Source organism: Maribacter sp. R77961, from assembly GCF_044594925.1.
Classification (GTDB): domain Bacteria; phylum Bacteroidota; class Bacteroidia; order Flavobacteriales; family Flavobacteriaceae; genus Maribacter.
Genome location: NZ_CP138991.1, coordinates 1,188,233 through 1,212,669, shown reverse-complemented (window position 1 = coordinate 1,212,669; position 24,437 = coordinate 1,188,233). Strand labels below are relative to the sequence as shown.

At 36.7% G+C, this 24,437-nt stretch carries 25 protein-coding genes; 14 read left to right on the top strand and 11 right to left on the bottom strand.

Annotated features, from left to right (window positions below):
• Positions 1 to 172: 172 nt before the first annotated feature.
• From SJY09_RS05325 to SJY09_RS05310, 4 genes are all read left to right on the top strand, one after another.
• Positions 173 to 2,029: a DNA topoisomerase IV subunit B gene (locus SJY09_RS05325; RefSeq protein WP_396637927.1), complete on the top strand. Its 1,857-nt coding sequence runs from the start codon at positions 173 to 175 to the stop codon at positions 2,027 to 2,029.
• A gap of 31 nt (positions 2,030 to 2,060) precedes the next feature.
• Entirely contained in the window at positions 2,061 to 4,742 is a 2,682-nt protein-coding gene (locus tag SJY09_RS05320; protein WP_396637926.1) for a DNA gyrase/topoisomerase IV subunit A, read from the top strand.
• A 9-nt stretch (positions 4,743 to 4,751) separates the two neighbouring features.
• Entirely contained in the window at positions 4,752 to 5,183 is a 432-nt protein-coding gene (gene mscL / locus SJY09_RS05315; protein ID WP_396637925.1) for a large conductance mechanosensitive channel protein MscL, read from the top strand.
• Between the two features lie 112 nt (positions 5,184 to 5,295).
• Positions 5,296 to 6,252, top strand: coding sequence for a sterol desaturase family protein (locus SJY09_RS05310; protein WP_396637924.1), 957 nt, complete (start codon positions 5,296 to 5,298; stop codon positions 6,250 to 6,252).
• Positions 6,253 to 6,426: 174 nt separating this feature from the next.
• Here the strand turns inward: SJY09_RS05310 and SJY09_RS05305 are convergent, their stop codons facing one another.
• The 3 genes from SJY09_RS05305 to SJY09_RS05295 form a co-directional block, all read right to left on the bottom strand.
• Positions 6,427 to 7,224, bottom strand: coding sequence for a TerC family protein (locus SJY09_RS05305; RefSeq protein ID WP_396637923.1), 798 nt, complete (start codon positions 7,222 to 7,224; stop codon positions 6,427 to 6,429).
• A 2-nt stretch (positions 7,225 to 7,226) separates the two neighbouring features.
• A complete protein-coding gene (locus tag SJY09_RS05300) occupies positions 7,227 to 7,604 on the bottom strand; it encodes a hypothetical protein (RefSeq protein ID WP_396637922.1) in 378 nt (125 codons plus the stop codon).
• A 71-nt stretch (positions 7,605 to 7,675) separates the two neighbouring features.
• Positions 7,676 to 8,044, bottom strand: a complete 369-nt coding sequence (locus SJY09_RS05295; RefSeq protein ID WP_396637921.1) for a helix-turn-helix domain-containing protein — start codon at positions 8,042 to 8,044, stop codon at positions 7,676 to 7,678.
• A 245-nt stretch (positions 8,045 to 8,289) separates the two neighbouring features.
• On the opposite strand from SJY09_RS05295, the gene SJY09_RS05290 reads away from it, so the two are divergent.
• The 3 genes from SJY09_RS05290 to SJY09_RS05280 all read left to right on the top strand — a co-directional run bounded on the left by SJY09_RS05290 (position 8,290) and on the right by SJY09_RS05280 (position 10,669).
• A complete protein-coding gene (locus tag SJY09_RS05290) occupies positions 8,290 to 9,399 on the top strand; it encodes a M14 family zinc carboxypeptidase (RefSeq protein WP_396637920.1) in 1,110 nt (369 codons plus the stop codon).
• Between the two features lie 111 nt (positions 9,400 to 9,510).
• A complete protein-coding gene (locus SJY09_RS05285) occupies positions 9,511 to 9,990 on the top strand; it encodes an Lrp/AsnC family transcriptional regulator (RefSeq protein WP_281543171.1) in 480 nt (159 codons plus the stop codon).
• Between the two features lie 163 nt (positions 9,991 to 10,153).
• Positions 10,154 to 10,669, top strand: a complete 516-nt coding sequence (locus tag SJY09_RS05280; RefSeq protein ID WP_396637919.1) for a DinB family protein — start codon at positions 10,154 to 10,156, stop codon at positions 10,667 to 10,669.
• Here the strand turns inward: SJY09_RS05280 and SJY09_RS05275 are convergent, their stop codons facing one another.
• Positions 10,670 to 11,005 carry a hypothetical protein gene (locus tag SJY09_RS05275; protein ID WP_396637918.1) on the bottom strand — a complete coding sequence of 112 codons (336 nt, stop codon included), beginning with the start codon at positions 11,003 to 11,005 and terminating at the stop codon, positions 10,670 to 10,672. It lies immediately after the preceding gene.
• Positions 11,006 to 11,111: 106 nt separating this feature from the next.
• Positions 11,112 to 12,173, bottom strand: a complete 1,062-nt coding sequence (gene aroB, locus SJY09_RS05270; protein ID WP_396637917.1) for a 3-dehydroquinate synthase — start codon at positions 12,171 to 12,173, stop codon at positions 11,112 to 11,114.
• A 118-nt stretch (positions 12,174 to 12,291) separates the two neighbouring features.
• Between aroB and SJY09_RS05265 the strand changes: the two genes are divergently transcribed.
• Entirely contained in the window at positions 12,292 to 13,458 is a 1,167-nt protein-coding gene (locus tag SJY09_RS05265) for a proline dehydrogenase family protein (RefSeq protein ID WP_396637916.1), read from the top strand.
• A 7-nt stretch (positions 13,459 to 13,465) separates the two neighbouring features.
• Here the strand turns inward: SJY09_RS05265 and SJY09_RS05260 are convergent, their stop codons facing one another.
• The 6 genes from SJY09_RS05260 to SJY09_RS05235 form a co-directional block, all read right to left on the bottom strand.
• Positions 13,466 to 13,852, bottom strand: a complete 387-nt coding sequence (locus SJY09_RS05260) for a DUF4258 domain-containing protein (protein WP_396637915.1) — start codon at positions 13,850 to 13,852, stop codon at positions 13,466 to 13,468.
• A gap of 71 nt (positions 13,853 to 13,923) precedes the next feature.
• Positions 13,924 to 15,123, bottom strand: a complete 1,200-nt coding sequence (locus SJY09_RS05255) for an alanine dehydrogenase (protein ID WP_396637914.1) — start codon at positions 15,121 to 15,123, stop codon at positions 13,924 to 13,926.
• A 98-nt stretch (positions 15,124 to 15,221) separates the two neighbouring features.
• On the bottom strand, positions 15,222 to 15,881 hold the full coding sequence (locus tag SJY09_RS05250) for a hypothetical protein (RefSeq protein WP_396637913.1): 660 nt from the start codon (positions 15,879 to 15,881) through the stop codon (positions 15,222 to 15,224).
• 102 nt (positions 15,882 to 15,983) lie between these two features.
• Positions 15,984 to 16,112, bottom strand: a complete 129-nt coding sequence (locus tag SJY09_RS05245) for a hypothetical protein (RefSeq protein WP_396637912.1) — start codon at positions 16,110 to 16,112, stop codon at positions 15,984 to 15,986.
• A 220-nt stretch (positions 16,113 to 16,332) separates the two neighbouring features.
• Positions 16,333 to 16,743 (bottom strand): tRNA (adenosine(37)-N6)-threonylcarbamoyltransferase complex ATPase subunit type 1 TsaE, encoded by a 411-nt coding sequence (gene tsaE / locus SJY09_RS05240; RefSeq protein ID WP_396637911.1) that lies wholly within the window; start codon positions 16,741 to 16,743, stop codon positions 16,333 to 16,335.
• Positions 16,744 to 16,750: 7 nt separating this feature from the next.
• The gene (locus SJY09_RS05235) at positions 16,751 to 18,295 is read right to left on the bottom strand and encodes a PglZ domain-containing protein (RefSeq protein ID WP_396637910.1); all 1,545 of its coding nucleotides are present in this window, start codon (positions 18,293 to 18,295) and stop codon (positions 16,751 to 16,753) included.
• A 34-nt stretch (positions 18,296 to 18,329) separates the two neighbouring features.
• Between SJY09_RS05235 and SJY09_RS05230 the strand changes: the two genes are divergently transcribed.
• The 6 genes from SJY09_RS05230 to SJY09_RS05205 all read left to right on the top strand — a co-directional run bounded on the left by SJY09_RS05230 (position 18,330) and on the right by SJY09_RS05205 (position 24,421).
• Entirely contained in the window at positions 18,330 to 19,559 is a 1,230-nt protein-coding gene (locus SJY09_RS05230; protein WP_396637909.1) for an HD domain-containing protein, read from the top strand.
• A gap of 66 nt (positions 19,560 to 19,625) precedes the next feature.
• Positions 19,626 to 20,636, top strand: a complete 1,011-nt coding sequence (gene lpxD, locus SJY09_RS05225; protein WP_396637908.1) for a UDP-3-O-(3-hydroxymyristoyl)glucosamine N-acyltransferase — start codon at positions 19,626 to 19,628, stop codon at positions 20,634 to 20,636.
• Between the two features lie 9 nt (positions 20,637 to 20,645).
• On the top strand, positions 20,646 to 22,055 hold the full coding sequence (locus SJY09_RS05220) for a bifunctional UDP-3-O-[3-hydroxymyristoyl] N-acetylglucosamine deacetylase/3-hydroxyacyl-ACP dehydratase (protein WP_396637907.1): 1,410 nt from the start codon (positions 20,646 to 20,648) through the stop codon (positions 22,053 to 22,055).
• Positions 22,056 to 22,057: 2 nt separating this feature from the next.
• Positions 22,058 to 22,843 carry an acyl-ACP--UDP-N-acetylglucosamine O-acyltransferase gene (gene lpxA, locus SJY09_RS05215; RefSeq protein ID WP_396637906.1) on the top strand — a complete coding sequence of 262 codons (786 nt, stop codon included), beginning with the start codon at positions 22,058 to 22,060 and terminating at the stop codon, positions 22,841 to 22,843.
• A 65-nt stretch (positions 22,844 to 22,908) separates the two neighbouring features.
• Complete coding sequence (efp, locus tag SJY09_RS05210) at positions 22,909 to 23,475, top strand: elongation factor P (RefSeq protein WP_396637905.1); 567 nt, start codon at positions 22,909 to 22,911, stop codon at positions 23,473 to 23,475.
• Between the two features lie 10 nt (positions 23,476 to 23,485).
• Positions 23,486 to 24,421: a UDP-3-O-(3-hydroxymyristoyl)glucosamine N-acyltransferase gene (locus SJY09_RS05205; RefSeq protein ID WP_396637904.1), complete on the top strand. Its 936-nt coding sequence runs from the start codon at positions 23,486 to 23,488 to the stop codon at positions 24,419 to 24,421.
• Positions 24,422 to 24,437: the final 16 nt, after the last annotated feature.

Sequence of the window (24,437 nt, the reverse complement as noted above, 5' to 3'; positions counted from 1 at the left end):
TTTCCTTCATTTTTTTCTAGATACAGGTAGTCTCATAGTTTTAGATATCCACTTAGTTGTTATTGATATCAACAAAATCCTTGATTTCATTGTTAATTACTTTACGAAAGAGGTGTTTTATCTTTTTGATAGTCGTGCTATCTTTAACGACACTTTCATAATTTTGAGTTAAATGTCCCAAAACACCAAGTATACAGAAGATAATATACGTTCGCTAGACTGGAAGGAACACATTCGTCTTCGTCCTGGGATGTATATTGGAAAATTGGGTGATGGTTCTTCCGCCGATGATGGCATCTATATTCTCCTAAAGGAAGTTATTGATAACTGTATCGATGAATTTGTAATGGGCTCTGGGAAGACCATCGAAATCGTTATTAAGGATAAGACCGTTAAGGTACGCGATTATGGCCGGGGTATTCCATTAGGTAAAGTGGTGGATGTGGTTTCCAAAATGAATACCGGTGGTAAGTACGATAGTAGGGCCTTTAAAAAATCGGTAGGGTTAAACGGGGTTGGTACAAAAGCGGTCAATGCTTTGTCCAGCTTTTTTGAAGTGCAGTCTTCTCGTGATAATCAGATTAAAACCGCCCAGTTTAGTTGCGGTAACTTGGAACAAGAAGAAGGACCAATAGACAGTTCTAAAAGAAAAGGCACCAAGGTTACCTTTATTCCGGATGAAACAATTTTCAAGAATTATAAATACCGTAATGAGTACGTAGAGCGAATGCTCAAAAATTATGTCTACCTAAACCCTGGGTTGACGATAATATTTAATGGTGAAAAATTTCATTCTGAAAACGGTTTAAAAGACCTTCTTGAGGATAATAATAACACCGAGGATATGCTCTATCCTGTTATTCATTTGAAAGGTGATGATATTGAAGTGGCCATTACACATAGTAAAACCCAGTACAGTGAGGAGTACCACTCCTTTGTAAATGGGCAGCATACCACGCAAGGTGGAACTCATCAGGCAGCTTTTAGGGAAGCCATTGTAAAGACTATTAGGGATTATTATGGTAAGAGCTATGATGCTTCAGACATAAGAAAGAGTATTATTTCAGCCATTGCCATAAAGGTAACGGAACCTGTTTTTGAAAGTCAGACCAAGACTAAATTAGGTTCCACCGAAATGGGAGGAGATTTCCCTACCGTACGTAGTTATATCAACGATTTTATTGGAAAGTATTTAGATAACTATCTTCATAAGAACCCAGAGACCGCAGATAAATTGCAGCGCAAGATTATCATGGCGGAAAAGGAACGTAAGGAATTATCAGGTATTCGTAAGCTTGCCAAGGACCGTGCTAAAAAGGCAAACCTCCACAATAAGAAGCTAAGAGACTGTCGGGTACATCTTGGCGACATGAAAAAAGATAACCGCTTAGACAGCACCCTATTTATAACGGAGGGCGATTCCGCTTCTGGGTCTATAACCAAATCTAGGGATGTAAATACACAAGCAGTTTTTAGTTTAAGAGGCAAGCCCTTAAACTCTTATGGTATGTCTAAAAAGATTGTGTACGAAAATGAGGAATTCAATCTTTTGCAAGCAGCATTAAATATTGAAGAGTCTATGGAAGACCTTCGCTATAACAATATCGTAATTGCAACGGATGCCGATGTAGACGGAATGCATATTCGCTTATTATTGATAACCTTTTTCTTGCAATTTTTCCCTGAACTCATAAAAGAGAACCATTTGTATATTTTACAAACCCCGCTGTTTAGAGTTAGAAATAAAAAAGAAACAATATACTGTTATAGCGATGAAGAACGCCAAAATGCCATTAATAAGCTGACCGGAAAGCCGGAAATTACGCGTTTTAAGGGCTTAGGTGAAATATCTCCAGATGAGTTTCAGCATTTTATCGGTGATGATATTAGATTAGAACCGGTAATGTTGGATAAAGCCATGTCCATCGAAGAACTACTCAGTTTCTATATGGGTAAAAATACGCCGGACAGACAAGAGTTTATCATTGAAAACCTGAAGGTTGAGGTTGATTTAATAGAAGAAAAATAATTATAAATAGCATAAATACGATTCCTTCTGAATGGAAGAAAATGAAGAACTGAACGAGGAACAACAAGATAATACCGCACCTGAAGGGGCATCTGGGGAAGAAACTACCGAAGCACTTACCAGGGTCACCGGTATGTATAAGGATTGGTTCCTAGATTACGCCTCTTACGTTATCTTAGAACGCGCCGTACCTGCAATTGAAGATGGGTTTAAGCCTGTACAACGTAGGATTATGCATTCGTTGAAAGAATTGGATGATGGGCGTTACAATAAGGTTGCAAATGTTGTAGGGCATACTATGCAATACCATCCACATGGTGATGCCAGTATTGCAGACGCTATGGTTCAAATTGGTCAAAAAGACCTTTTGATAGATACGCAAGGAAACTGGGGTAATATTTTAACGGGAGATAGGGCCGCTGCTTCAAGATATATAGAAGCTCGTTTATCTAAATTTGCTCTTGAAGTAGTGTTCAGTCCTAAAATTACGGAATGGCAACAATCTTATGACGGTAGAAAAAAGGAGCCTGTAAACCTTCCCGTAAAATTTCCGTTATTGCTAGCGCAAGGAGCAGAAGGAATAGCTGTCGGACTTTCAACAAAAATTCTCCCCCATAATTTTATAGAACTTATTGATGCCTCCATTAAACACTTAAAAGGGCAACGCTTCACTATTGTTCCAGATTTTCCGACATCGGGTATCATAGATGTCACTAATTACAACGACGGACTCAGGGGCGGTAAAATTAGAGTGCGCGCAAAAATTTCACAACAAAGTAAGAACACACTTGTTATCAACGAGATACCATACGGAACCAACACCTCTTCTTTAATAGACTCTATCTTAAAGGCAAACGATAAGGGTAAGATTAAAATAAAGAAAATTGAGGATAATACTGCTGCCGATGTTGAGATATTGGTGCATCTCCCTTCGGGAATTTCTCCTGACAAAACGATAGATGCTTTATATGCATTTACAGCTTGCGAATCATCAATATCACCCTTGGGATGTATTATTGAGGACAACAAGCCACTTTTTATTGGCGTGACCGAGATGTTAAAACGTTCTACCGAGGCTACGGTAGAATTATTAAAGCAAGAACTAGAACTTCAGCTCGCTGAGCTTGAGGAACAGTGGCACTTTGCTTCCTTGGAACGAATTTTTATTGAAAACAGAATATACAGGGATATTGAGGAGGAAGAGACTTGGGAAGGTGTAATTAAGGCTATTGACAAAGGTTTAAAACCACACACGAAACATTTAAGAAGAGCTGTCACTGAAGCCGATATCGTAAGATTAACAGAAATACGCATCAAAAGAATTTCCAAATTTGATTTGGATAAGGCACAGCAGCAGTTAGATACTTTAGAGGAGCGTATTGCAGAGGTTAAGCATCACTTGGAGCATTTGATAGATTTTGCAATCGATTACTTTAAAAAACTCAAAAGCACTTATGGTAAAGGGCGCGAGCGTAAATCAGAGATTCGCGTATTCGATGATATTATTGCAACCAAAGTGGTTATCAGAAATACAAAGCTCTATGTGAATAGGGAGGAAGGCTTTGTTGGAACTTCTTTAAGGCGCGATGAATATATTACCGATTGTAGTGACATAGATGACATCATTGTGTTTACCAAAGATGGTAAAATGCAGATCACTAAGGTAGATTCAAAGACCTTTATAGGTAAGAATATTATACATGTGGCCGTATTCAAGAAAAAGGACAAACGTACTACCTACAATCTTATCTATAAAGATGGTAAAGGCGGGGCAACGTATATAAAGCGTTTTAATGTAACAGCGGTCACTAGGGACAAACCTTATGATTTAACGGCAGGAAGCCCTAATTCTCAAGTGCTCTACTTTACAGCGAATCCCAATGGTGAGGCAGAGGTAGTTACGGTAAACCTAAGGCAGGCAGGAAGTATTAAAAAATTAAAATGGGATATCGATTTTGCGGATGTTCTTATCAAGGGTAGGGGTTCTAAAGGAAATATTGTCACCAAGTACACTGTAAAACGTATTGAACTTAAAGAAAAAGGAGTTTCTACCTTAAAACCAAGAAAAATTTGGTTCGATGACGTGGTAAGACGTCTTAATGTGGATGGTAGGGGAGAGTTAATTGGTGAGTTCAGAGGTGATGACCTTTTGCTTGTCGTTACCCAAAAAGGTATCGTAAAAACAATACTTCCAGTATTGACCTCGCGTTTTGACGATGATATGATCGTGTTGGAGAAATGGATTCCGGAAAAACCATTATCGGCAATATATTGGGAAGGCGAAAAGGAACGGTATTATTTAAAACGTTTTCAAGTTGAAAACGAACACAAAGAAGAGCTCTTTATTTCTGACCACCCTAAATCGTATCTGGAATTAATCTCTACAGATTGGAGACCTGTTATTGAAATAGAATTTCCGAAACCGAGAGGTAAAGAGCCAAAGGAAAGTCTTACCGTTGAAGTAGAAAGCTTTATTTCAGTTAAGGGCATAAAAGCCCTAGGAAATCAGTTAATTACAGAGAAAGTAAAAAACATAAATGCTTTAGAGCCGCTACCCTATGAAGAAGTGAAAGAAGCGAAACCTGTGGATATGGAGGTCGTTGGTGAAGAGGATGTATCTACAAGTGTGGATGACAAAACTGATGCCAAAAAAAATACAGATACCTCTACAGATGAGAATGACGGGGACGAAGGTCAAATTACTCTTTTCTAGTTTGGTGTTATGAAAAAATTATTTCAAGACTTTAAGAATTTCGCCGTAAAAGGTAATATGATAGACATGGCTATCGGTATTATCATAGGCACCGCATTCAACAATGTGGTCAATACTTTGGTCAAAAAAGTAGTAATGCCACCACTTTCTTTGTTGACTGACGATGTGAACCTAATCAACAAGAAATGGATTTTAAGAAATGCTGCGGTCGGTGTTGAAGAGGTGGCAATCGGTTACGGAGAATTTATGGAGGTGCTTATTGATTTTTCTATTATTGCTTTTACCATTTTTGTTGTATTAAAATTTATAAACAAATTCAAGAATAAAGCTGAAGATCCCGAAAATATGGAGGTCGAAACCCCAAAACAAATTCAGCTTTTGTCCAATCTTGAAAAATTAATGAAGGAGCAGAATAGAATTTTACAAGAAAAGAAAGACTAGTATCCTTGTTTAACAATAGGCGTTGTTAGCTATTTTATATGGCGTTAAAGGTTAAACAAGTTACATTGTCGTAGCATTAATAACTATATTTAGCAAAAAATTGAATTAGAGAATGGATTTAACAAACCCCCTCATTTACGGAGTACCCTGTTTTATAGCCCTTATTTTGTTGGAATTAACGTACAGTCACACGCATGGCGATGAAGATTTGTACGTTTGGAAAGACCTCATGGCGAGTGGCGCAATGGGTATTGGTAGTGCTATTCTAGGTCCATTAATAAAATTGACGGTTCTTATTGTTGTTTTTAATTTTACGTATGAGTTGTTTAATCCGTTAGTAGATGGTGTTCGCACCAATATTATGGGTTATGAGTCTTTCGGATACGCATGGTATGTTTTTGTATTGTGTCAATTAGCAGATGACTTCACTTATTATTGGTTCCACAGGGCCAACCATGAAATACGTGTGCTATGGGCGGCGCATATTGTGCATCATTCTTCAGATCATTTTAATTTGGGTACTGCAATAAGAAATGGTTGGTTCACCTTGTTGTACAAGCCATTCTTTTACATGTGGATGCCGGCAGTTGGTTTTCCTGTCGAGGTAGTTATTTTTGCGTTGGCTATTGAGTCCTTTTGGCAGTTTCAACTACATTCCAAATACGTTCCAAAAATGGGCTGGGTCGAGAAAATCTTTAATACCCACACTATGCATCAAGTGCACCATTCACAAAATGTAGAATATTTGGATAAGAATCACGGAGGCTTTCTTAATATTTTTGATAAGATTTTTGGAACCTGGAAAGAGTTAGATGACGATGTTGATGTAAAGTTCGGTGTTATTCACGCCCCTCAATCATATAACCCAATAGTGATTTTAACCCATGAGTTCAAAGACATTTGGGCGGATGTGAAGAAGGTAGATAAGTTTTCCCACAAATTGATGTATATTTTTGGCCCTCCGGGCTGGAGCCATGACGGTAGTACCATGACCGTAAAACAACAACAGCGTTTATTCAATAAGCAGAAGTCTGAGAATCCTGAAATGGCTTTTAGTAGGCCTAATTAATTAGAGGCATACTTTTATATTAGTATAGGCGTCTCTGTTCTTTTTGAAGTTACGTATTGAAACATCCATTATTTTGGTTTCAAGACTATTATTATATCAATAACTCTTACTTCTTTGCGGCAATTTTAAAATGAATCTTCAAACAAGGATGCTATTAGTCAATCAATACCTTACCTATGACTTCTTTGTGCTATTCTTCTTCATTCGTAAGTCAAAGAATTCTACCATTAGGGAGAAAGCAATGGCGAAATAGAGGTATCCTTTGGGTATTGTGCCTACTTCATTGCCAAAGACAATTAAGTGACTCAAATGGGCTGCTTCCGCTATCAGCATAAACCCGATCAATATTAAAAAGGATAGTCCTAAAATTTGAATCGAAGGATGTTTGCTTACAAAGTCACCGACAGGGTTAGCGAATAGCATCATAATAATTACAGAAATGACTACGGCTATGACCATAAGGAGTAGAGCATCATTTGGGTTTGGAGATATACCGTTGGTCATACCTATGGCGGTCAAAATAGAATCAAAGGAGAATACGATATTAATTATTGTTATCTGTATGATAGCTTTTGTTAGGGTGTTGCCTCTCGCATTGGTTACTTCTCTTTCATCGTGACCTCTATCCTCAACTTTTTCATGAATTTCCTTGGTACTTTTGTAAAGTAAGAACAAACCACCTCCGAACAGTATAATGGACTGTCCGCTAATACCACCAGTAATCCAATCGCCGTCAATGACCCAGAATGGCTTTTTCATGGCGGTAAGCATCGAAATTCCGAATAAGAGTACAATACGCATTACCATGGCTAGCACAAGACCAATATTAGTGGCCTTTTTGCGTTGGCTTTGTTTTAATTTTCCCGCAGCAATGGAAATAAAAATAATATTGTCTATACCAAGAACTATTTCAAGAAAGGTCAATGTCAATAAAGCAATCCATGCATCAGGGCTGGTGAAAATTTCGAACATGATTAGTTGGTTTTATAGGCAGTGCCCGTTTTTACGACTAGCTTTTTATTGGGGTCCTTTACAGCATTTTTATATTGGAAGGTATAGGAGCTGTCGGTAGTCGCTATTATTTTGTAATGAATTCCTACTTTACTATCCAGATCTTGCAATACAAACTCACAATCATTGAACCACCTTATAGAGGCACTGTCTATCTTATTGTCAAAATAATCTACACTGTATTTTTCACCCCTTACAAACCTACCTGTTTTTAAACTATCACCAATTTGGTAAGCAAAGGTAAAAGTCCCGGTCTTGTAATTGTTACAATCGCGTTCGGGTTGGTAACAAGCTACCGCTAGACATGTAATAAGCACTAGGAAAATCACTTTCTTTAACATGTGCGCAAAATAACAAAATAAAGAATTGTGTCGGTATATTTGTTAGAAATTATTGTTCTTGACAAACAGAACTAGACTTCCTTATGTGTCTTAAAAGTGCCGTCAGTATAAAAGATAACAATACTGTCTATCTGTTTATCTCTAGGTGTTGGTTTAGGCAATAACGTTGCTTTGGTAGGGGATAGAGCTTTGGGATTTTCTTTGTCTTGGTTTTGATTCCCCTCAAGACTGCCTCGACCAAATAATAACCAGTTTACATCTACATCCGGAAAAGCGTCCTTAATTTTCAAAATAAAATCTAGACTAGGTTTGTTCCTGCCTTTTAGCAAATGTGAAATACCAGATCGTTGTACTCCAATTTTGTCTGCAAAAATAGCTGCGGATAAATCATAATGTAACATTATGCTTTCTATTCTATATACAATCTCTTTGGTTTTCATATCGTTTACAAAAATATATAATAACTGCTATATGCTTCCTTTTTGAATACTAAGTATTCCTTAAAATTCCAAAAAATATTGAATTATAACTTTATTTTAGTATATATAAAATATTGATAAATAGATAGTTATTTAGTAATATATAAATATTTGTAAATATTGTAAACAAATAACTGAACTAGGCGATTTCGGTTGTTTACAAATGTAAATATCTTCCGTTGTATTTTTACATTTTTATAATAGACATGATATTAACGGATAAGGAATATTCAAAAATTAGAATAACTCAGGTTACAGGAAGGTATGTAACCAACGAACATATTCAGGAATTTCTCAGCGCGCTCTCAACAGATTTTGCGGTAACAGATATTGGTTTGTCCGTTCAACGGAATAAGATTCAAAGCATCACTTTTGGCCATGGACCAAAACGAATTCTAATATGGTCTCAGATGCACGGAAATGAATCTACAACGACAAAGGCTATTTTAGATTTTTTGTATTTTATGCAACTTGACGAACAGTTTGTTTCAAAGGTTTTGGAAGAATGTATGTTTAAAATTATACCAATTTTAAACCCTGACGGTGCAAAGGCTTACACAAGAGTTAACGCTAACGGAATTGATTTGAATAGGGATGCCCAAGATTTATCGCAACCTGAGAGTCAAATCTTGCGACATATCTATAAGGAATTTGAACCGCATTATTGTTTCAATATGCATGATCAACGAACTATTTTTAATGTTGGTGATACTAATTTACCCGCTACCGTTTCATTCTTAGCTCCTGCTTTTGATGTTGAACGTAATATTTCTAGCACAAGAGCCGCTAGTATGCTTCTTATAGCGGCGATGAATAAAACATTGCAAACCCTAATCCCAGGACAAGTGGGTAGATATGACGATAGTTTCAACTCTAATTGTGTAGGTGATGCTTTTCAAATGTCCCATACTCCCACGATTCTTTTTGAAGCCGGACATTTCCCCAATGATTATGAAAGGGAAGAAACTAGGAAATTGATATTTCATGCTTTGCTCGCTGCGGTTGAAACCATTTCTAATGATTCCCTTGAATCCTTTACAATAGAAGATTACGCTAATATTCCTGATAACAACAAGCTATTTTGTGATATTCTAATCAAAAATGCGGAGCATATAGATGCTAAGCTACCAAAAGCTTCTAATCTGTTTGTGCTCTACAGGGAAGTCTTGCAGAATAGGACGGTGTTTTTTCAGCCAACGGTATTGTCAAAAGCAGACTCAGAACTAGTTCAATTTGGACATTTGACCAAGGATTGTGCAGTTGCTGAAGATGTAGCATGGTTGACGGTCAATGGAATACTAGAATTAATCAAATAAACACGATATATTTTACGTTTCTTCACCGCACATTACATTTTTGTTAAATAAATATCGAATTCGTTGAATTTAATTTCATGATTCTCTATTTTTGCCTTAAAATTATGAATTATGGGTAAGGTTAAATTAGACGAAATCGATCACCAGATTTTAGATATGTTAATAGATAATACGAGAACTCCTTTTACGGATATCGCTAAAAAGCTATTAATTTCGGCAGGTACGGTGCATGTTCGTGTGAAAAAGATGGAGGAGTCCGGAATCATTAAAGGTTCTTCATTAACATTAGATTATGTGAAGTTAGGTTATGCATTTATAGCATATGTAGGTATATTTTTAGAGAAAACACATCAAACCAAATTTGTTTTGGAGCGGTTGAATCAAATTCCGAACGTTACCATAGCGCATATCACTACTGGTAAATTTAATATTTTCTGTAAAATAAGAGCAAAGGATACGACGCACGCTAAAAATATCATTTTCAAGATTGATGATATTGATGGCATCAGCAGAACGGAAACAATGATTTCCTTGGAAGAAAGTTTCAACGATAAAAAGCGTTTGATGCATACGATATTCAATGAATTGTAAAGGGAATAATGTTTACTAAGAAAAGCTCGGTTATTGGTATAATCGAGCTTTTTTACTAAATAATCGAAATTTGAAATGATTGGATTCTAATTTCCTTGAACATCTAAATCAATAATACTTTACCGTATAGGTTATCACCTGTATATTAATCAGCAATACCTTCATGAAAAAATCAGAATTAGGCACAGAAGAGTTCAGTCATTTTTATGCGACCTATCTTAATACACTAGACGATGTTGAACTTAATGAAGCCCTATTAAAGGGCAAGGAATGGTTCTCGAATTTTTTAAATGAATTGCCAGAGTCTAAATTACAGTATCGTTATGGCCCTGATAAATGGACAATTGCAGAAGTTCTGCTTCACCTTATAGATACCGAACGTATATTTCAATATAGGGCCTTTCGCTTTTCAAGAAACGATATGACTCCTTTGCCCGGTTTTGAACAAGATGGTTATATTTTAGAAAGTGAAAGCAAAAAAAGAACTAAAGATGATATTCTTAATGAATATTTAGCCGTAAGAAACGCTACCATATCTTTGTTTAAAGATATGAGCGTTCGTAAATTAAAAAGAGTAGGAACCGCTAGCAATATGCCATGGAGCGTTGCCGCACTAGGTTTTGTCATAAGCGGACACCAAAAGCATCACGCCAATATAATTTTAGAAAGATATTTATAGTTATTCCAAATCGCTAAATTCTTCTTCTTCCGTAGTGAAACCCATTTGCATCTCAGGAGTTATTTGTTCGGATGCCATAACATCTTCCGGAGTTTTTGATTGTAGTTCTTTGTCTATATTTTCTTCGAAATTTGCAATGAAATTTGAAAGACTTTGGCTTATTTTAACCAGATAAAGTGTGTCCGATGTTCTTAGCTCTACGGCTTCTACAAAATCTCCACTACCATTCTTAAATACTATAATATCTTCATCTCCATATCCGTGTGGATAGGTATCTAATAATAGTGTTGCCAATTGATGGTCAAGTTTCTTGTAATCTATTAAACGTCTGGTCATAACTAGTTGGTTTGTTTTGGTTTATAATTCCTTTACCTAAACTAGTTTTTTTATTAATTAGAAGTTCTAAAGAGTTGTGAAACACAATTTTTAGTATACGAACGTTTTATTCCATGTAGTAAGCAAAAGCATCTTGGAACATTTCCGAAGGGATATGAACGTCTATAACAGCTTCGCCAATGTGCTTTAAGAGCACAAAGTTAATTTTACCATGAGAATTTTTCTTATCATATTTCATAAATTCCATTATGGCACTGATATCGTTCTCTGATACAGTAACCTTAGCAAATGTTTTTAAGAAGGTTGCTTTAATGTCCTCCAGTTCGGAAGTCGGTAAATCCGTTAAACGCATGGACAGGTAACCTTCTAAAATCATCCCTATGGCAATAGCTTCTCCATGTAGCAAAGTTTCTTTTTCCTTATGCTCTAAGAAATACGATTCAATGGCATGTCCTAAGGTATGTCCATAATTCAAGATTTTACGGAGGTGCTGTTCTGTAGGGTCCTGTAACACTACGTTATTCTTAATAACCACGGAACGATAAATTGCCTCCTTCATTTCCTCCAAATCAGAAATACCCTTCAGCTTGTTCCAATAATTTTTATCTTGGATTAATCCATGCTTCAGCATTTCAGAAAACCCGCTTTTAACTTGCCGCTCTTCTAAGGTATCAAGAAAATCGGGAATAACGAGCACCATTTCTGGCTGATTAATAACCCCGATTTGATTTTTTAAAGTGCCCAAATCCACACCTGTTTTTCCTCCAACAGACGCATCGACCATAGATAACAGGGTAGTGGGTACATTAATAAAATTAATCCCTCTTTTAAAGGTTGATGCCACAAACCCACCTAAATCAGTTAACACCCCGCCACCGAGGTTAATAACTACACTTTTCCTGTCTGCTCCCAATTCGGAAAGTGCTTCCCAAACACCTACACAGGTTTCTATATTTTTATTAATTTCTCCTGATTCTATTTCGATAATTTCAAAATGATAGTCGCCCTGTATGCGCGACATGAAACTAGGGTAACACAACTCATGGGTGTTTTCATCTACAATAATAAATACAATGGAATATGCCATTTCTTTAAGATGTTCATTAAGCGCTTGGTAGGCGTTTTCGTTGAAATGAACCGCGTAAGAATCTGAAACTATAGAGTGCATATGATGAGTTAATATTAGTACTTGTAAAATATAAATGAAGGAACAAAATAAAGGTTATTTTTAATCAATAGAATATAAAATCTGTGATTATCTTTAATGGCTTAAGAAATTAGTAATTATGAAGCCTATTTTTGAGAATACTGCAACAGCATTTTCACTGAAAACCGATTCCGAACTAGAAAGGGCTTATTTCCTTTTTAAAATGATTGCCAACGAGCCTTTGGTAAAAATGGGTACGCTTATGACCAATTTTGCCATAAAAGCTAAATTACCCGTAGAGGGCCTTATTCGGGCAACAGTTTTTGACCATTTCTGTGGAGGTGTTAATGAGGAAGATTGCCTACCCGTAGTGGACAAGATGTGGGAGAAAAAAGTATGTTCTGTATTGGACTATTCAGTCGAGGGTAAAGAGGAAGAAGACCCTTTTGATAATGCCACAAAAATTATTCTAAAGATTCTGGATTTTGTGAAAGAAAAGGATGCAATCCCCTTTGCGGTCTTTAAGCCAACGGGGTTTGGTAGGTTTGCACTATATCAAAAGATAAGTGAGAAAAAGGAACTATCCGATACGGAAAAAGCGGAATGGCAACGTGTTATAAATAGATTTGACCAAGTATGTAAGAAAGCTTATGACTTGGATGTTTCCTTGTTAATAGACGGTGAAGAGAGTTGGATGCAGGATGCCGCGGACGACCTTGTCGAGGAAATGATGCTCAAATACAACAAAGAAAAAGCGGTGGTATTCAACACGCTGCAATTGTACCGGTGGGATAGACTACCTTATTTAAAAGAGCTTCAGAAAAGGGCAGAACAAAAGGGGTTCAAAATAGGGGTAAAGGTGGTGCGTGGAGCCTATATGGAAAAGGAAAATGAAAGAGCAGCGGAAAAAGGCTATCCGACACCTATATGCGAAACGAAATTGGCCACCGATATTAATTTTGATGAAACCGTAGCTTATATTATTGCACATTTGAATAGTATCTCAATTTTCTCAGGCACTCATAACGAAGAAAGCTGTTATAAGCTTATTGATTTGATGAGCAAAAACGGAATCGAAAAAGATAATGCCAGCATTTGGTTCGGACAATTATATGGTATGAGTGATCATATTTCTTTTAACCTTGCCGCAAACGGATATAATGTTGCAAAATATTTGCCTTTTGGTCCCGTACGCGATGTAATGCCTTATTTAATTAGAAGAGCAGAAGAGAATACCTCCGTTGCAGGACAGACTACTAGAGAGTTGTCCTTATTGAAAAAAGAGCGTAAAAGAAGAAAAATATAGTCCTTTACTAGAGTTTAGGTGAAATAGTTTCAACAATAGCTTTATCCTTGCAGTTTTTTACTTGTAGTGTTAGTTCTTTCTCAGCATATGCCCCTTCAATAATGTAGGTTTTGCAGTTGGCAGACTTTGTATCGCTGCTACTGAAATCCACATCACCTTCTGTAAGAATATAGCGGATTGCCACTGTATCTACCGTTTTATTAGCCATCATGGTTTGTACTTCATCGGAGTAATAAAAAGGCTTGGACCTAATATCCTTTAGAGTTCTACAGTTAGGCAGGTAACAGAAATAAACTCCCGTTTCAGCTGATTTATTTTTAAAGAACATTGCTAAGAACACCAGTCCGATGGACATTCCAAATAAGTAAAACCCCAAACGTTTAATAAATGCCATGTTTTTTGCTGTAAGTTATAGCCACAAAATTATGGCTTTCGGCAAGAGGAGAAAAGAAAGTTGTGTGAATTCTAAAAAATAAGAAAATTAATATCGCTGTACTGCAAGTCGAACCATTCTCCAACGGATTTATTCGTTAGAATTCCGTGGTACATGTACAATCCATTTCGTAGCCCTTTGTCAAAACGTAATGAATTTTCCAATCCGCCATCTTCTCCGATTTTTAGAAGATAGGGGGTAAAAATATTACTAATAGAAACCGATGCCGTTTTTGGATAGCGCGAAGGAATATTAGGAACGCCATAATGTACTACGCCATATTTTTCTATCGTAGGTTTATTATGATCCGTGATTTCACTAGATTCAAAGCAACCTCCGGTATCAATACTTACATCAATAATAACAGCGCCTTTTTTCATATGCTCAACCATCGTGTTCGTTACAATAACAGGAGACCTGTCTTTACCTCTGGTAGCGCCAATGGCCACATCACAACGTTTTAAGGCTTTTAGCAGGTTTTTGGGCTGAATGGTACTCGTGTAAACCGTTTGTTTTAGGTTGGTCTGTATATTTCTAAGTTTGGTTATGGAATTGTCGAAGATTTTAATGTTCGCTCCCAGACCTATCGCAGAACGTGCCGCAAATTCACCAACGGTACCCGCACCAATTATGACTACTTCAACTGGTGGAACACCACTGATATTACCGAACATAAGACCGTTTCCTTTATTGCTGGCCGCCATAAGTTCCGCCGCAATAAGCACCGAGGAAATACCTGCAATTTCACTTAAAGAGCGTACAGCAGGGTATTTACCATCATCATCCCTAATATATTCAAAGGCTATGGCCGTAATCCGTTTTCTGGCCAACTCTTCAAAATAGGTCTTATCTTGGGTTTTTATCTGTAATGCTGAAATGATTGTGGTCTGCGGATTTATAATTTCTATTTCCGCTAGGGTAGGAGGCTCTACTTTTAATAGTAAAGGGCATGAAAAAACCTTTTTGGTGTCTTTGGTAATTTCGCCTCCAGCGTTGGTATAGTCCATATCAGAAAAATTAGCACCCTTGCCCGCTCCCGATTCTATAAGTACGCGATGTCCGTTTGCAGTAATTGCATTCACCGCATCCGGAGTTAAACAAATACGTTTTTCTTGATATTGATTCTCTTTGGGTAATCCTATAAATAATTCTCCTTTTTGTTTTAAAACCTCTAAGGTTTCTTCTTGTGGTAGTAACTGTTGTTTGCTAAAGGGAGAGGTTGGTTGATTCATAGAATAGTATTGAACAAGCTCCAAAATATGGCCTTACGTTCAAATGTACAATTTTTAAAAATATATAATTTAAGAAGAAATAAGAATACTTGGCGATGTTAAAATTTGAAGTGTAACCAGTCTTGTAAGCGGTGTTGTAGTTGTTTTAAAGAAGTTTCAAGATTGCTTGTGGATAATTTTCTATCTATTTCCTCGGCTATAGATTCGTTTAGTGATTCTTCCGAAATATCCGGTTCCTTTGCTTGTAGTTCGGAATTTTTTAATTCAGGTTTATCTTTTAACTCTTGTAATTCAGCGTCCATAGCTTCCAAATCAATTCCATGTACATATTTGTCATAAAGCTTAAGTCTAAAGAAATAAACTAACGGAATCACCACCATACAAATGGGCAGTAACCAGAAAATATTCTCTGTGTCAATATGATTATCCGAATCAAATATGACTTCAAATAACTGAAAAGCGTACATTGCTATTGGTATGATTATAATATGATACCACCAATCCCTCGATGTTAAAAACCAAATAACTAAAAGGTATAGAGGAACAATTTTTGTAGTAAGAAACCAAATATAAAAACTTGCATCTTCAAATCCATTATTGCTAATGTGAAACCAGAAAAAAGAAACTGAACCGTCTTCATTAATAGGAAGATATTCATAGAGTTTATATAAAAAAGGAGATATTGCAATACAAAAGACTACAAAGGATTCAAGAAAAATCTTTTTTTTGGCAAGTTTTTTTTTAACTTTCTTTTCCATGAGCAGTAAGAGGTTACTATTGGCTAACGAATGAGATAGTTAATTAGTATAAAAAAAGAGCAATTTTCATTGCTCTTTCTTAAGTTTTAAAAAAAATCGAAATTAGATTTTTTTCCGGATTTTTCTTTTGTCTATATTCAACTCCTGATCTACTACAATCATTGGAGCAACGGTTGCTAATAGAAAAATACCTAAAGCTATAGAGGCTAAAAAAGTTCTTTTGTTTTTCATTTTCAATAGGGGTTTTTGTTTGTTGTACAATAGATTCTGACACAAACGTAAGAAATAAAGGACAAACAATTTGTTATTAAACGTTAAAATTAGACACTTAATCGTAAAAAAGTGTCGTTTTAACGATTATTTGACCCTTCATCGAAAAATTACAATAGAAGTGCATGTAAGAACGATGTTTCTCAGGTAAAAATTCTTTCAAATCGTGTTAAGAAAAAAACTAATCCCATGAAATTTGCCGAGTTTTTGCATCAAGAATTTCAATTTTTACAGTATTGACATCGCCGGGTAAGAGATTAGGGATTTTTTCGGGCCATTCCATAAAAATCCATCGATCACTAAAAAAATATTCTTCAATACCCATATCCAAGGCCTCCATTTCGTCATTTAAGCGATAAAAATCAAAATGATACGCTAAAACCTCACCATTGGTATCATGATACTCATTTACCAGACCAAAAGTTGGACTGCTCACTTCATCAGTACTCCCTAACTCTTTTAAGATGGCTTTTATCAAAGTAGTTTTGCCAGCTCCCATAGGGGCGTAGAAGGCTATGATTTTTGACTTTGTGTTTTGGATGATTTTTTTTGCAATAGTCTCTATATCGTATTGCTCGTACTTTAATTGCATGTTAAAATTATTTCGGATTCAACACCACAAACGGAATAATCATCTCTTCTAAGGAAACGCCACCATGCTGGTACGTGTTTCTGTAGTAACTTACATAGTGGTTGTAGTTATTAGGATAGGCAAAAAACAGATCATTTTTGGCAAAAATAAAGGAGCTGCTCATGTTAATGCTTGGCAAATGAATGGTTTTTGGGTCTTTTGCAGCCAAAACATCGCTATCCTCGTAGGTTAAGCTTCTACCTGTTTTGTACCTAAGATTTGCACTGGTATCACGGTCGCCCACTACCTTGGAGGGAGATTTAACGTTTATCGTCCCATGATCGGTAGTAATAATGAGCTTTAATCCCATACGTTGTGCTTGCTGTATAATTTCTAGTAGGGGAGAGTTCTTAAACCAACTCTGTGTCAGAGACCGATACGCTTTATCATTAGAGGCCAATTCTTTAATGACTTCCATTTCCGTTTTGGCATGGGACAACATATCTACAAAATTGTAGACGATTACCGTTAAATCATTGTCTTTTTGTGATTTAAAATTCTGTGATAAATTCTTTCCCTGTTTTAAACTACTAATTTTATGGTATTCCCATTTAATGTCCAGCCCCAATCGTTTTAGTTGCTCTCCTAAAAATTTATCCTCGAATAAATTCTTACCACCTTCATCCGTATCGTTCTTCCACCAATTTGGATATTTTTTTTCCATGTCCAAGGGGGTGAGTCCGGAGAATATGGCATTTCTTGCATATTGGGTGGCCGTTGGTAAAATACTTAAATAGGAATCTTCCTTTTGTTTTTTATAAAAAGCACCAACGGTATCTTCAAAAGCGTACCATTGATCGTACCTTAGATTGTCCACAACTACTAAGAGTGTTTTTTCGTCCTTTATCTCGGGTAATATCCAACTTTTGAATAGCGTGTGCGACATAATAGGAGCATCCGCATCCGTAAACCAATCCGTGTAATTTTTATCTACAAATTTGCAAAACTGGTTGTTTGCCTCAATCTTTTGAGATTCCAAAATCTCGAACATACCACTGTCCTCAATCTCTTCTAACTGCAATTCCCAATAGATTAGCTTTTTGTAGAGTTCCATCCATTCTTCATAGGAATTTACCATGGATAGATCCATCGCAATTTTACGGAATTCCTGTTGGTAATTGCTTGTTGTTTTTTCAGATATGAGGCGAGAATGATCTAAGTTCTTTTTAAGCGATAATAGAATTTGATTCGGGTTGACCGGTTTAATCAAATAATCTGCAATTTTAGAACCTATGGCTTCTTCCATGATAAACTCTTCCTCACTCTTGGTAATCATAACCACAGGCAAGGAAGCATTGATCAGTTTAATTTCGTTTAGGGTTTCCAGTCCCGAAATACCTGGCATATTTTCATCTAAAAAAACGATATCTACCCGTGTTCTTTCTAATTCCTCTAATGCTTCTTGGCCACTTTGGCAGGTGATTACAGTATAGTTTTTACCTTCTAAAAAGAGAATATGAGGCTTTAATAAATCTATCTCATCATCGACCCAAAGTATTATTATATTGTTCATCTAACTGCTATATTTGCTATAAATAAAATAGATTTTGTCAAAATCCAATAAACTGAAAATTTTTAATGATCCAATTTACGGATTTATTAGAATCCCCAACACGCTTATATTTGACCTTATAGCCCATCCCTATTTTCAACGTTTACGTAGAATTTCCCAAATGGGGCTTTCCTATTTGGTGTATCCAGGCGCACATCATACAAGATTTCATCATGCATTGGGTTGTATGCATCTAATGCAAAAAGCGATACAAGTACTTCGTTTTAAAGGTGTTGCTTTGTCTAAGGAAGAGGAGCAAGGGCTGTTGTGTGCCATTCTTTTGCACGATATCGGACATGGTCCATTTTCACACGCCATGGAGCATAGTATTGTAGAGAACATTAGCCATGAGACGATTTCCCTTCGTTTTATGCAGGAACTCAATACAATGTTTAACGGAAGTTTAACGGTTGCCATTGCCATTTTCAATGGCGAGCATGAAAGAAAATTTTTAAATCAGCTCGTATCTAGTCAACTGGATATGGACCGTTTAGATTATTTAAAACGTGATAGTTTCTATACCGGTGTTGCAGAAGGAAATACCAATGCAGAACGTTTAATTACCATGTTAAATGTCGTGGATGGCAATCTAGTAGTGGAAGAAAAGGGCATATACTCCGTAGAAAAGTTTCTTATGGCCCGGAGGTTTATGTACTGGCAAGTGTATTTGCATAAAACGGGAGTAGTGGCGGAACAGCTTTTGATCAGAATTTTGAAAAGAGCGCGCTATCTATTAAAAAAACAACAAACTTTAGTCGCCAGTGACGCATTACTTTATTTCTTGAACAACAGGATAGCCACAACCAATTTTGACGACGAAACACTGCGTTTGTTCTCAAAATTAGATGATGTAGACGTTTTTAGTGCTATGAAAATGTGGCAATACTCGGACGATTTTATTCTATCCGAACTATGTAAGATGATTTTAGACAGAAAACTACTGCATATTAAAATGAAGAATGAACCTTTCAAAACAGAGAAATTAAAGGATAAATTCAAAAAAACACAGCAGCATTTTAAATTGACAGATGAGGAAACCTCGTATTTAGTGTTTGATGGAGTAGTAGCGAACAAGGCGTATAACAGAAATCAACAGAATATAAATATTGTAAAGAAAAATGGCAAAATTGTGGATGTTGCGAAGCTTTCGGACCACTTTAACCTAAATGCACTTTCCAAAACAGTAACCAAATATTACGTTTGCTACCCCAAGGATACGGTCTAATTGAAATAACCTTTAGCTTTCCTTCAACTAGAATCTTGTTTAACTATTTTTCTTACTTTTGTGCTCATGGTATTTACAGCAGGTCAAATTGCAGGTATTTTAGAGGGTGAAGTGCAGGGAAATTCAGAAGTAGCCGTTCATAAGCTTGCAAAAATTGAGGAAGGAGAAAAAGGCGCTCTAACTTTCTTGGCAAACCCTAAATACACTTCTTTTATTTATAAAACAAAGGCATCGATAACTATAGTAAATAGAGACTTTGTTCCTGACCAAGCACTCGATACTACGCTTATTAAGGTTGAAGACGCTTACAAGGCATTTTCAAAACTATTAGAATACTACAATCAAGTCAAGAATAATAAAACAGGTATTGAAGAGCCTGTGTTTAAATCGGATACGGCTACTTACGGTGATGGGCTGTATTTAGGTGCGTTTTCCTATTTAGGTAATAATGTTACCCTTGGTAACAACGTAAAGATTTACCCTAACGTTTATATAGGGGATAATGTTAGTATAGGTAATAATGTAATAATTTTTGCAGGGGCTAAAATATATTCTGAAACTACTATTGGCGATAACTGTGTGGTGCACAGTGGCGTTATTTTAGGTGCGGATGGTTTTGGTTTTACGCCAAACGAGAAGGGGGAATTTACAAAAGTACCCCAAACTGGAAATGTTATTCTTGAGGATAATGTGGATGTTGGTGCAGGAACCACTATTGATCGCGCCACGCTTGGTTCTACCATTCTAAGAAAGGGTGTTAAATTGGATAATCAAATACAGATAGCCCACAACGTAGAAATTGGTGAACATACTGTAATTGCCGCACAAACGGGAATAGCAGGATCTACCAAAATTGGAAAACATTGCATGATCGGCGGCCAGGTCGGTATTGTTGGTCATATAGTAATCGGGGATAAGGTAAAGATTCAGGCGCAGTCAGGAATTGGTAGAAATGTGAAGGACAATGAAGTACTTCAGGGGTCACCCGCATTGAATTATGGGGATTATAACAAGTCCTATGTTCATTTTAAGAATTTACCAAAAATAATAAGTAGAATCGACGACTTGGAAAAATAAGTATTGACGATGGAAAAAACCAACGATAAACAAAGAACAATAGCTAAAGCGGTATCGCTTACAGGGGTTGGCTTACATACGGGTGAGAATGTAACCATAAAGTTTATGCCAGCGGCAGAGAACCATGGGTACGCTTTTAAAAGGGTAGATGTTGAAGGGGAACCAATAATTGAAGCTGATGCCAATTATGTTATAAACACCCAACGTGGGACTAATCTAGAAAAACAAGGAGTCAAAATACAAACTTCTGAGCACGTTTTAGCTGCTTTGGTAGGACTTGAAATAGATAATGTGCTTATAGAGATTGATGCTCCAGAACCACCGATTATGGATGGTTCATCCAAATTCTTTGTAGAAGCCTTAGAAAGTGCCGGTATCGTTGAGCAAGAGGCACTGCGCGAGGTTTATGTGGTAAAGGATGTGATATCTTATAAGGATGAAGCTACGGGTAGTGAAATTACTGTAATTCCTTCAGATGAGTACCAAGTAACCACAATGGTGGATTTTGGGACCAAAGTCTTGGGGACTCAAAATGCGACATTAGAACATTTATCCAATTTCAAGTCTGAAATTGCCGATGCACGAACTTTCAGTTTCTTGCATGAGTTGGAAATGTTGTTGGAAAACGGACTTATCAAGGGAGGTGATTTAAACAATGCCATTGTTTATGTGGACAAGGAAATTTCCGAGGCTACCATGAAAAAACTAGAAAAGGCATTCAACAAGAAAAAGCTTTCGGTAAAGCCAAACGGTATTTTGGATAATTTAACCTTACACCAACCAAATGAGGCGGCTCGGCATAAATTGCTCGATGTAATCGGAGATTTGGCGCTTACTGGAACAAGGATACAAGGCAAGGTTATCGCCAATAAACCTGGGCATTATGTAAATACGCAGTTTGCTAAAAAACTATCTAACATTATTAAGTTAGAAAAGAGAAACAATATTCCTACCTATGATTTGCATCAGAAACCATTAATGGATGTTACGCAAATTATGAATATGTTACCACATCGGCCTCCATTTTTATTGGTCGATAAAATATTGGAATTGTCTGACTCTCATGTGGTAGGTGTAAAGAACGTAACGATGAACGAACCGTTTTTCGTAGGTCACTTTCCAGGTGCTCCGGTAATGCCGGGCGTGTTACAAGTAGAGGCAATGGCGCAGACTGGTGGTATTTTAGTACTTAGTACGGTTCCTGACCCAGAGAACTACTTAACGTTTTTTATGAAGATGGATAACGTTAAATTTAAAAGACAGGTACTTCCTGGGGATACTCTTATATTTAAATGCACCTTAATTTCGCCTATTCGCAGAGGTATTTGCCACATGCAGGCATATGCATACGCTAATGATAAATTGGTTTCAGAAGCCGAGTTAATGGCACAAATAGTTAAAACCAAACAAGAAGCCTAATTATGAATCAACCTCTTGCGTATGTCCATCCGGGCGCCAAAATTGCAAAAAACGTTGTAATAGAACCTTTTACGACCATTCACAATAATGTTACCATTGGTGACGGCACTTGGATTGGTTCTAATGTTACCATAATGGAGGGTGCACGTATCGGAAAGAATTGTAATATATTTCCAGGAGCTGTTATTTCAGCTCCGCCACAAGATTTAAAGTACGACGGGGAAGAAACAACAGTGGTTATTGGTAACGGAACTACGATTAGGGAATGTGCAACGATACATAAAGGTACTTCCGATAGAATGAAAACCGTTATTGGAAAAAACTGTTTGATCATGGCATATTGCCATGTTGCTCATGACTGTTTGGTAGGGGATAATTGTATATTTTCTAATAATTCTACCCTAGCAGGGCATGTTACCATAGGGGATAATGTAATATTAGCCGGGCTTGTGGCCGTGCATCAATTTGTATCCATAGGACAACATGCTTTTGTCACAGGAGGTTCCTTGGTAAGGAAAGATGTACCACCTTATGTGAAGGCAGCAAGGGAGCCATTGTCTTATGTTGGAATCAATTCCGTTGGACTAAGAAGGCGTGGCTTTGTTTCCGAAAAGATACGAGAGGTTCAAAATATTTATAGAATATTATACCAAAAAAATTATAATAATACACAAGCTGTGCAGATCATAGAAGCGGAAATGGAAGCAACTCCCGAACGTGATGAAATACTTCAATTCATAAGGGATTCTCAACGCGGAATTATGAAAGGATATTTCAGTAATAATTAAATAGTAACCATATAAAAATCGGAGCTTCACAAAATTTGCTCTAAGCACAATAAAGATAAACGACAATGGCATCAACTTCAGATATTAGAAAAGGACTTTGTATCAGGTATAATAATGATATTTATAAGATTATAGAATTTTTACATGTAAAACCTGGAAAAGGACCTGCTTTTGTAAGAACAAAATTAAAAAGTGTTTCTTCAGGTAAAGTATTGGATAATACCTTCTCCGCTGGTCATAAAATAGAGGATGTGCGTGTAGAAACGCGGTCTTATCAGTTTTTGTATGCCGAAGGAGATACTTACCACTTTATGAATACGGACGATTACAATCAAATTACGCTCCAAGAAAGTAGCTTGGACGCTCCCGGTCTACTAAAAGAAGGTGAAGTGGTTAAAATCATGTTCAATACCGAGGATAGCATGCCTTTATCCGTTGATATGCCCGCTAGTGTAGTGCTTGAAGTGACTTACACGGAACCTGGAATTAAAGGAAATACGGCAACTAATGCCACTAAGCCTGCAAAAGTAGAAACAGGAGCGGAAGTCAATGTTCCATTATTTATAAATGAAGGAGATAAAGTTAAGATTGATACCTCTAATGGTTCCTACATGGAACGTGTAAAAGAATAAATCTGACTCCTTGAAATTCCCTACCACCTTTACGCTTCAACAAATAGCTGAAATCATAGATTCGGATTATGTTGGTGATGCTGATTTTCCAGTATCGGGAATGAACGAGATACATGTGGTAGAACAAGGTGATATCGTATTTGTAGATCACCCTAAATATTATGACAAAGCTCTTTCCTCAAAGGCCACTATAATACTGATTAACAAGAAGGTAGATTGTCCAAAAGGGAAAGCCCTATTAATTTCAGATGACCCTTTTAGGGATTTTAATAAACTTACGCTTTATTTTAAACCCTTTGTTCCTTCGGAACGAGCGGTTTCCATTACTGCAACAATTGGTTTAAATACCACATTGCAACCTAATGTGTTCATTGGTAATAACGTACAGATCGGTGCTAACTGTATCATTCATGCAAATGTTAGTATCTATGATAATTGTATTATCGGAAATGGGGTAACCATCCATTCAGGAACAGTGCTTGGAGCAGACGCCTTTTACTATAAGAAAAGACCCGAAGGTTTCGATAAATTAAGGTCGGGTGGCAGAGTGGTGTTGGAAGATAATGTAGACCTCGGTGCTTTATGTACGATAGATAGAGGTGTTACTGGTGACACGCTAATCGGTGAAGGTACAAAGATAGATAACCAAGTACATGTGGGTCATGATACCGTAATTGGCAAAAAATGTCTTATTGCCTCACAAACTGGAATTGCTGGTTGTGTAATCATAGAAGATGAAGTTACCCTTTGGGGTCAAGTAGGGACAAATAGTGGTATTACCATCGGAGCCAAAGCAGTGGTTATGGGTCAAACCGGAGTTACGAAATCCGTAGCAGGCGGAAAAAGTTATTTTGGCACGCCCATAGAGGAATCTAGGGAGAAACTAAAACAACTGGCCTATGTTAAAAAGATTCCTGATCTCATTAAAAAGTTAGAAAACAAATAAGAAGAATACTTTAGTA

Coding starts and splice junctions, on each gene's coding strand:
- SJY09_RS05325 (WP_396637927.1), top strand. CDS start 173: ATGTCCCAAAACACCAAGTATACAGAAGATAATATACGTTCGCTAGAC.
- SJY09_RS05320 (WP_396637926.1), top strand. CDS start 2,061: ATGGAAGAAAATGAAGAACTGAACGAGGAACAACAAGATAATACCGCA.
- mscL (WP_396637925.1), top strand. CDS start 4,752: ATGAAAAAATTATTTCAAGACTTTAAGAATTTCGCCGTAAAAGGTAAT.
- SJY09_RS05310 (WP_396637924.1), top strand. CDS start 5,296: ATGGATTTAACAAACCCCCTCATTTACGGAGTACCCTGTTTTATAGCC.
- SJY09_RS05305 (WP_396637923.1), bottom strand. CDS start 7,224: ATGTTCGAAATTTTCACCAGCCCTGATGCATGGATTGCTTTATTGACA.
- SJY09_RS05300 (WP_396637922.1), bottom strand. CDS start 7,604: ATGTTAAAGAAAGTGATTTTCCTAGTGCTTATTACATGTCTAGCGGTA.
- SJY09_RS05295 (WP_396637921.1), bottom strand. CDS start 8,044: ATGAAAACCAAAGAGATTGTATATAGAATAGAAAGCATAATGTTACAT.
- SJY09_RS05290 (WP_396637920.1), top strand. CDS start 8,290: ATGATATTAACGGATAAGGAATATTCAAAAATTAGAATAACTCAGGTT.
- SJY09_RS05285 (WP_281543171.1), top strand. CDS start 9,511: ATGGGTAAGGTTAAATTAGACGAAATCGATCACCAGATTTTAGATATG.
- SJY09_RS05280 (WP_396637919.1), top strand. CDS start 10,154: ATGAAAAAATCAGAATTAGGCACAGAAGAGTTCAGTCATTTTTATGCG.
- SJY09_RS05275 (WP_396637918.1), bottom strand. CDS start 11,005: ATGACCAGACGTTTAATAGATTACAAGAAACTTGACCATCAATTGGCA.
- aroB (WP_396637917.1), bottom strand. CDS start 12,173: ATGCACTCTATAGTTTCAGATTCTTACGCGGTTCATTTCAACGAAAAC.
- SJY09_RS05265 (WP_396637916.1), top strand. CDS start 12,292: ATGAAGCCTATTTTTGAGAATACTGCAACAGCATTTTCACTGAAAACC.
- SJY09_RS05260 (WP_396637915.1), bottom strand. CDS start 13,852: ATGGCATTTATTAAACGTTTGGGGTTTTACTTATTTGGAATGTCCATC.
- SJY09_RS05255 (WP_396637914.1), bottom strand. CDS start 15,123: ATGAATCAACCAACCTCTCCCTTTAGCAAACAACAGTTACTACCACAA.
- SJY09_RS05250 (WP_396637913.1), bottom strand. CDS start 15,881: ATGGAAAAGAAAGTTAAAAAAAAACTTGCCAAAAAAAAGATTTTTCTT.
- SJY09_RS05245 (WP_396637912.1), bottom strand. CDS start 16,112: ATGAAAAACAAAAGAACTTTTTTAGCCTCTATAGCTTTAGGTATTTTT.
- tsaE (WP_396637911.1), bottom strand. CDS start 16,743: ATGCAATTAAAGTACGAGCAATACGATATAGAGACTATTGCAAAAAAA.
- SJY09_RS05235 (WP_396637910.1), bottom strand. CDS start 18,295: ATGAACAATATAATAATACTTTGGGTCGATGATGAGATAGATTTATTA.
- lpxD (WP_396637908.1), top strand. CDS start 19,626: ATGGTATTTACAGCAGGTCAAATTGCAGGTATTTTAGAGGGTGAAGTG.
- SJY09_RS05220 (WP_396637907.1), top strand. CDS start 20,646: ATGGAAAAAACCAACGATAAACAAAGAACAATAGCTAAAGCGGTATCG.
- lpxA (WP_396637906.1), top strand. CDS start 22,058: ATGAATCAACCTCTTGCGTATGTCCATCCGGGCGCCAAAATTGCAAAA.
- efp (WP_396637905.1), top strand. CDS start 22,909: ATGGCATCAACTTCAGATATTAGAAAAGGACTTTGTATCAGGTATAAT.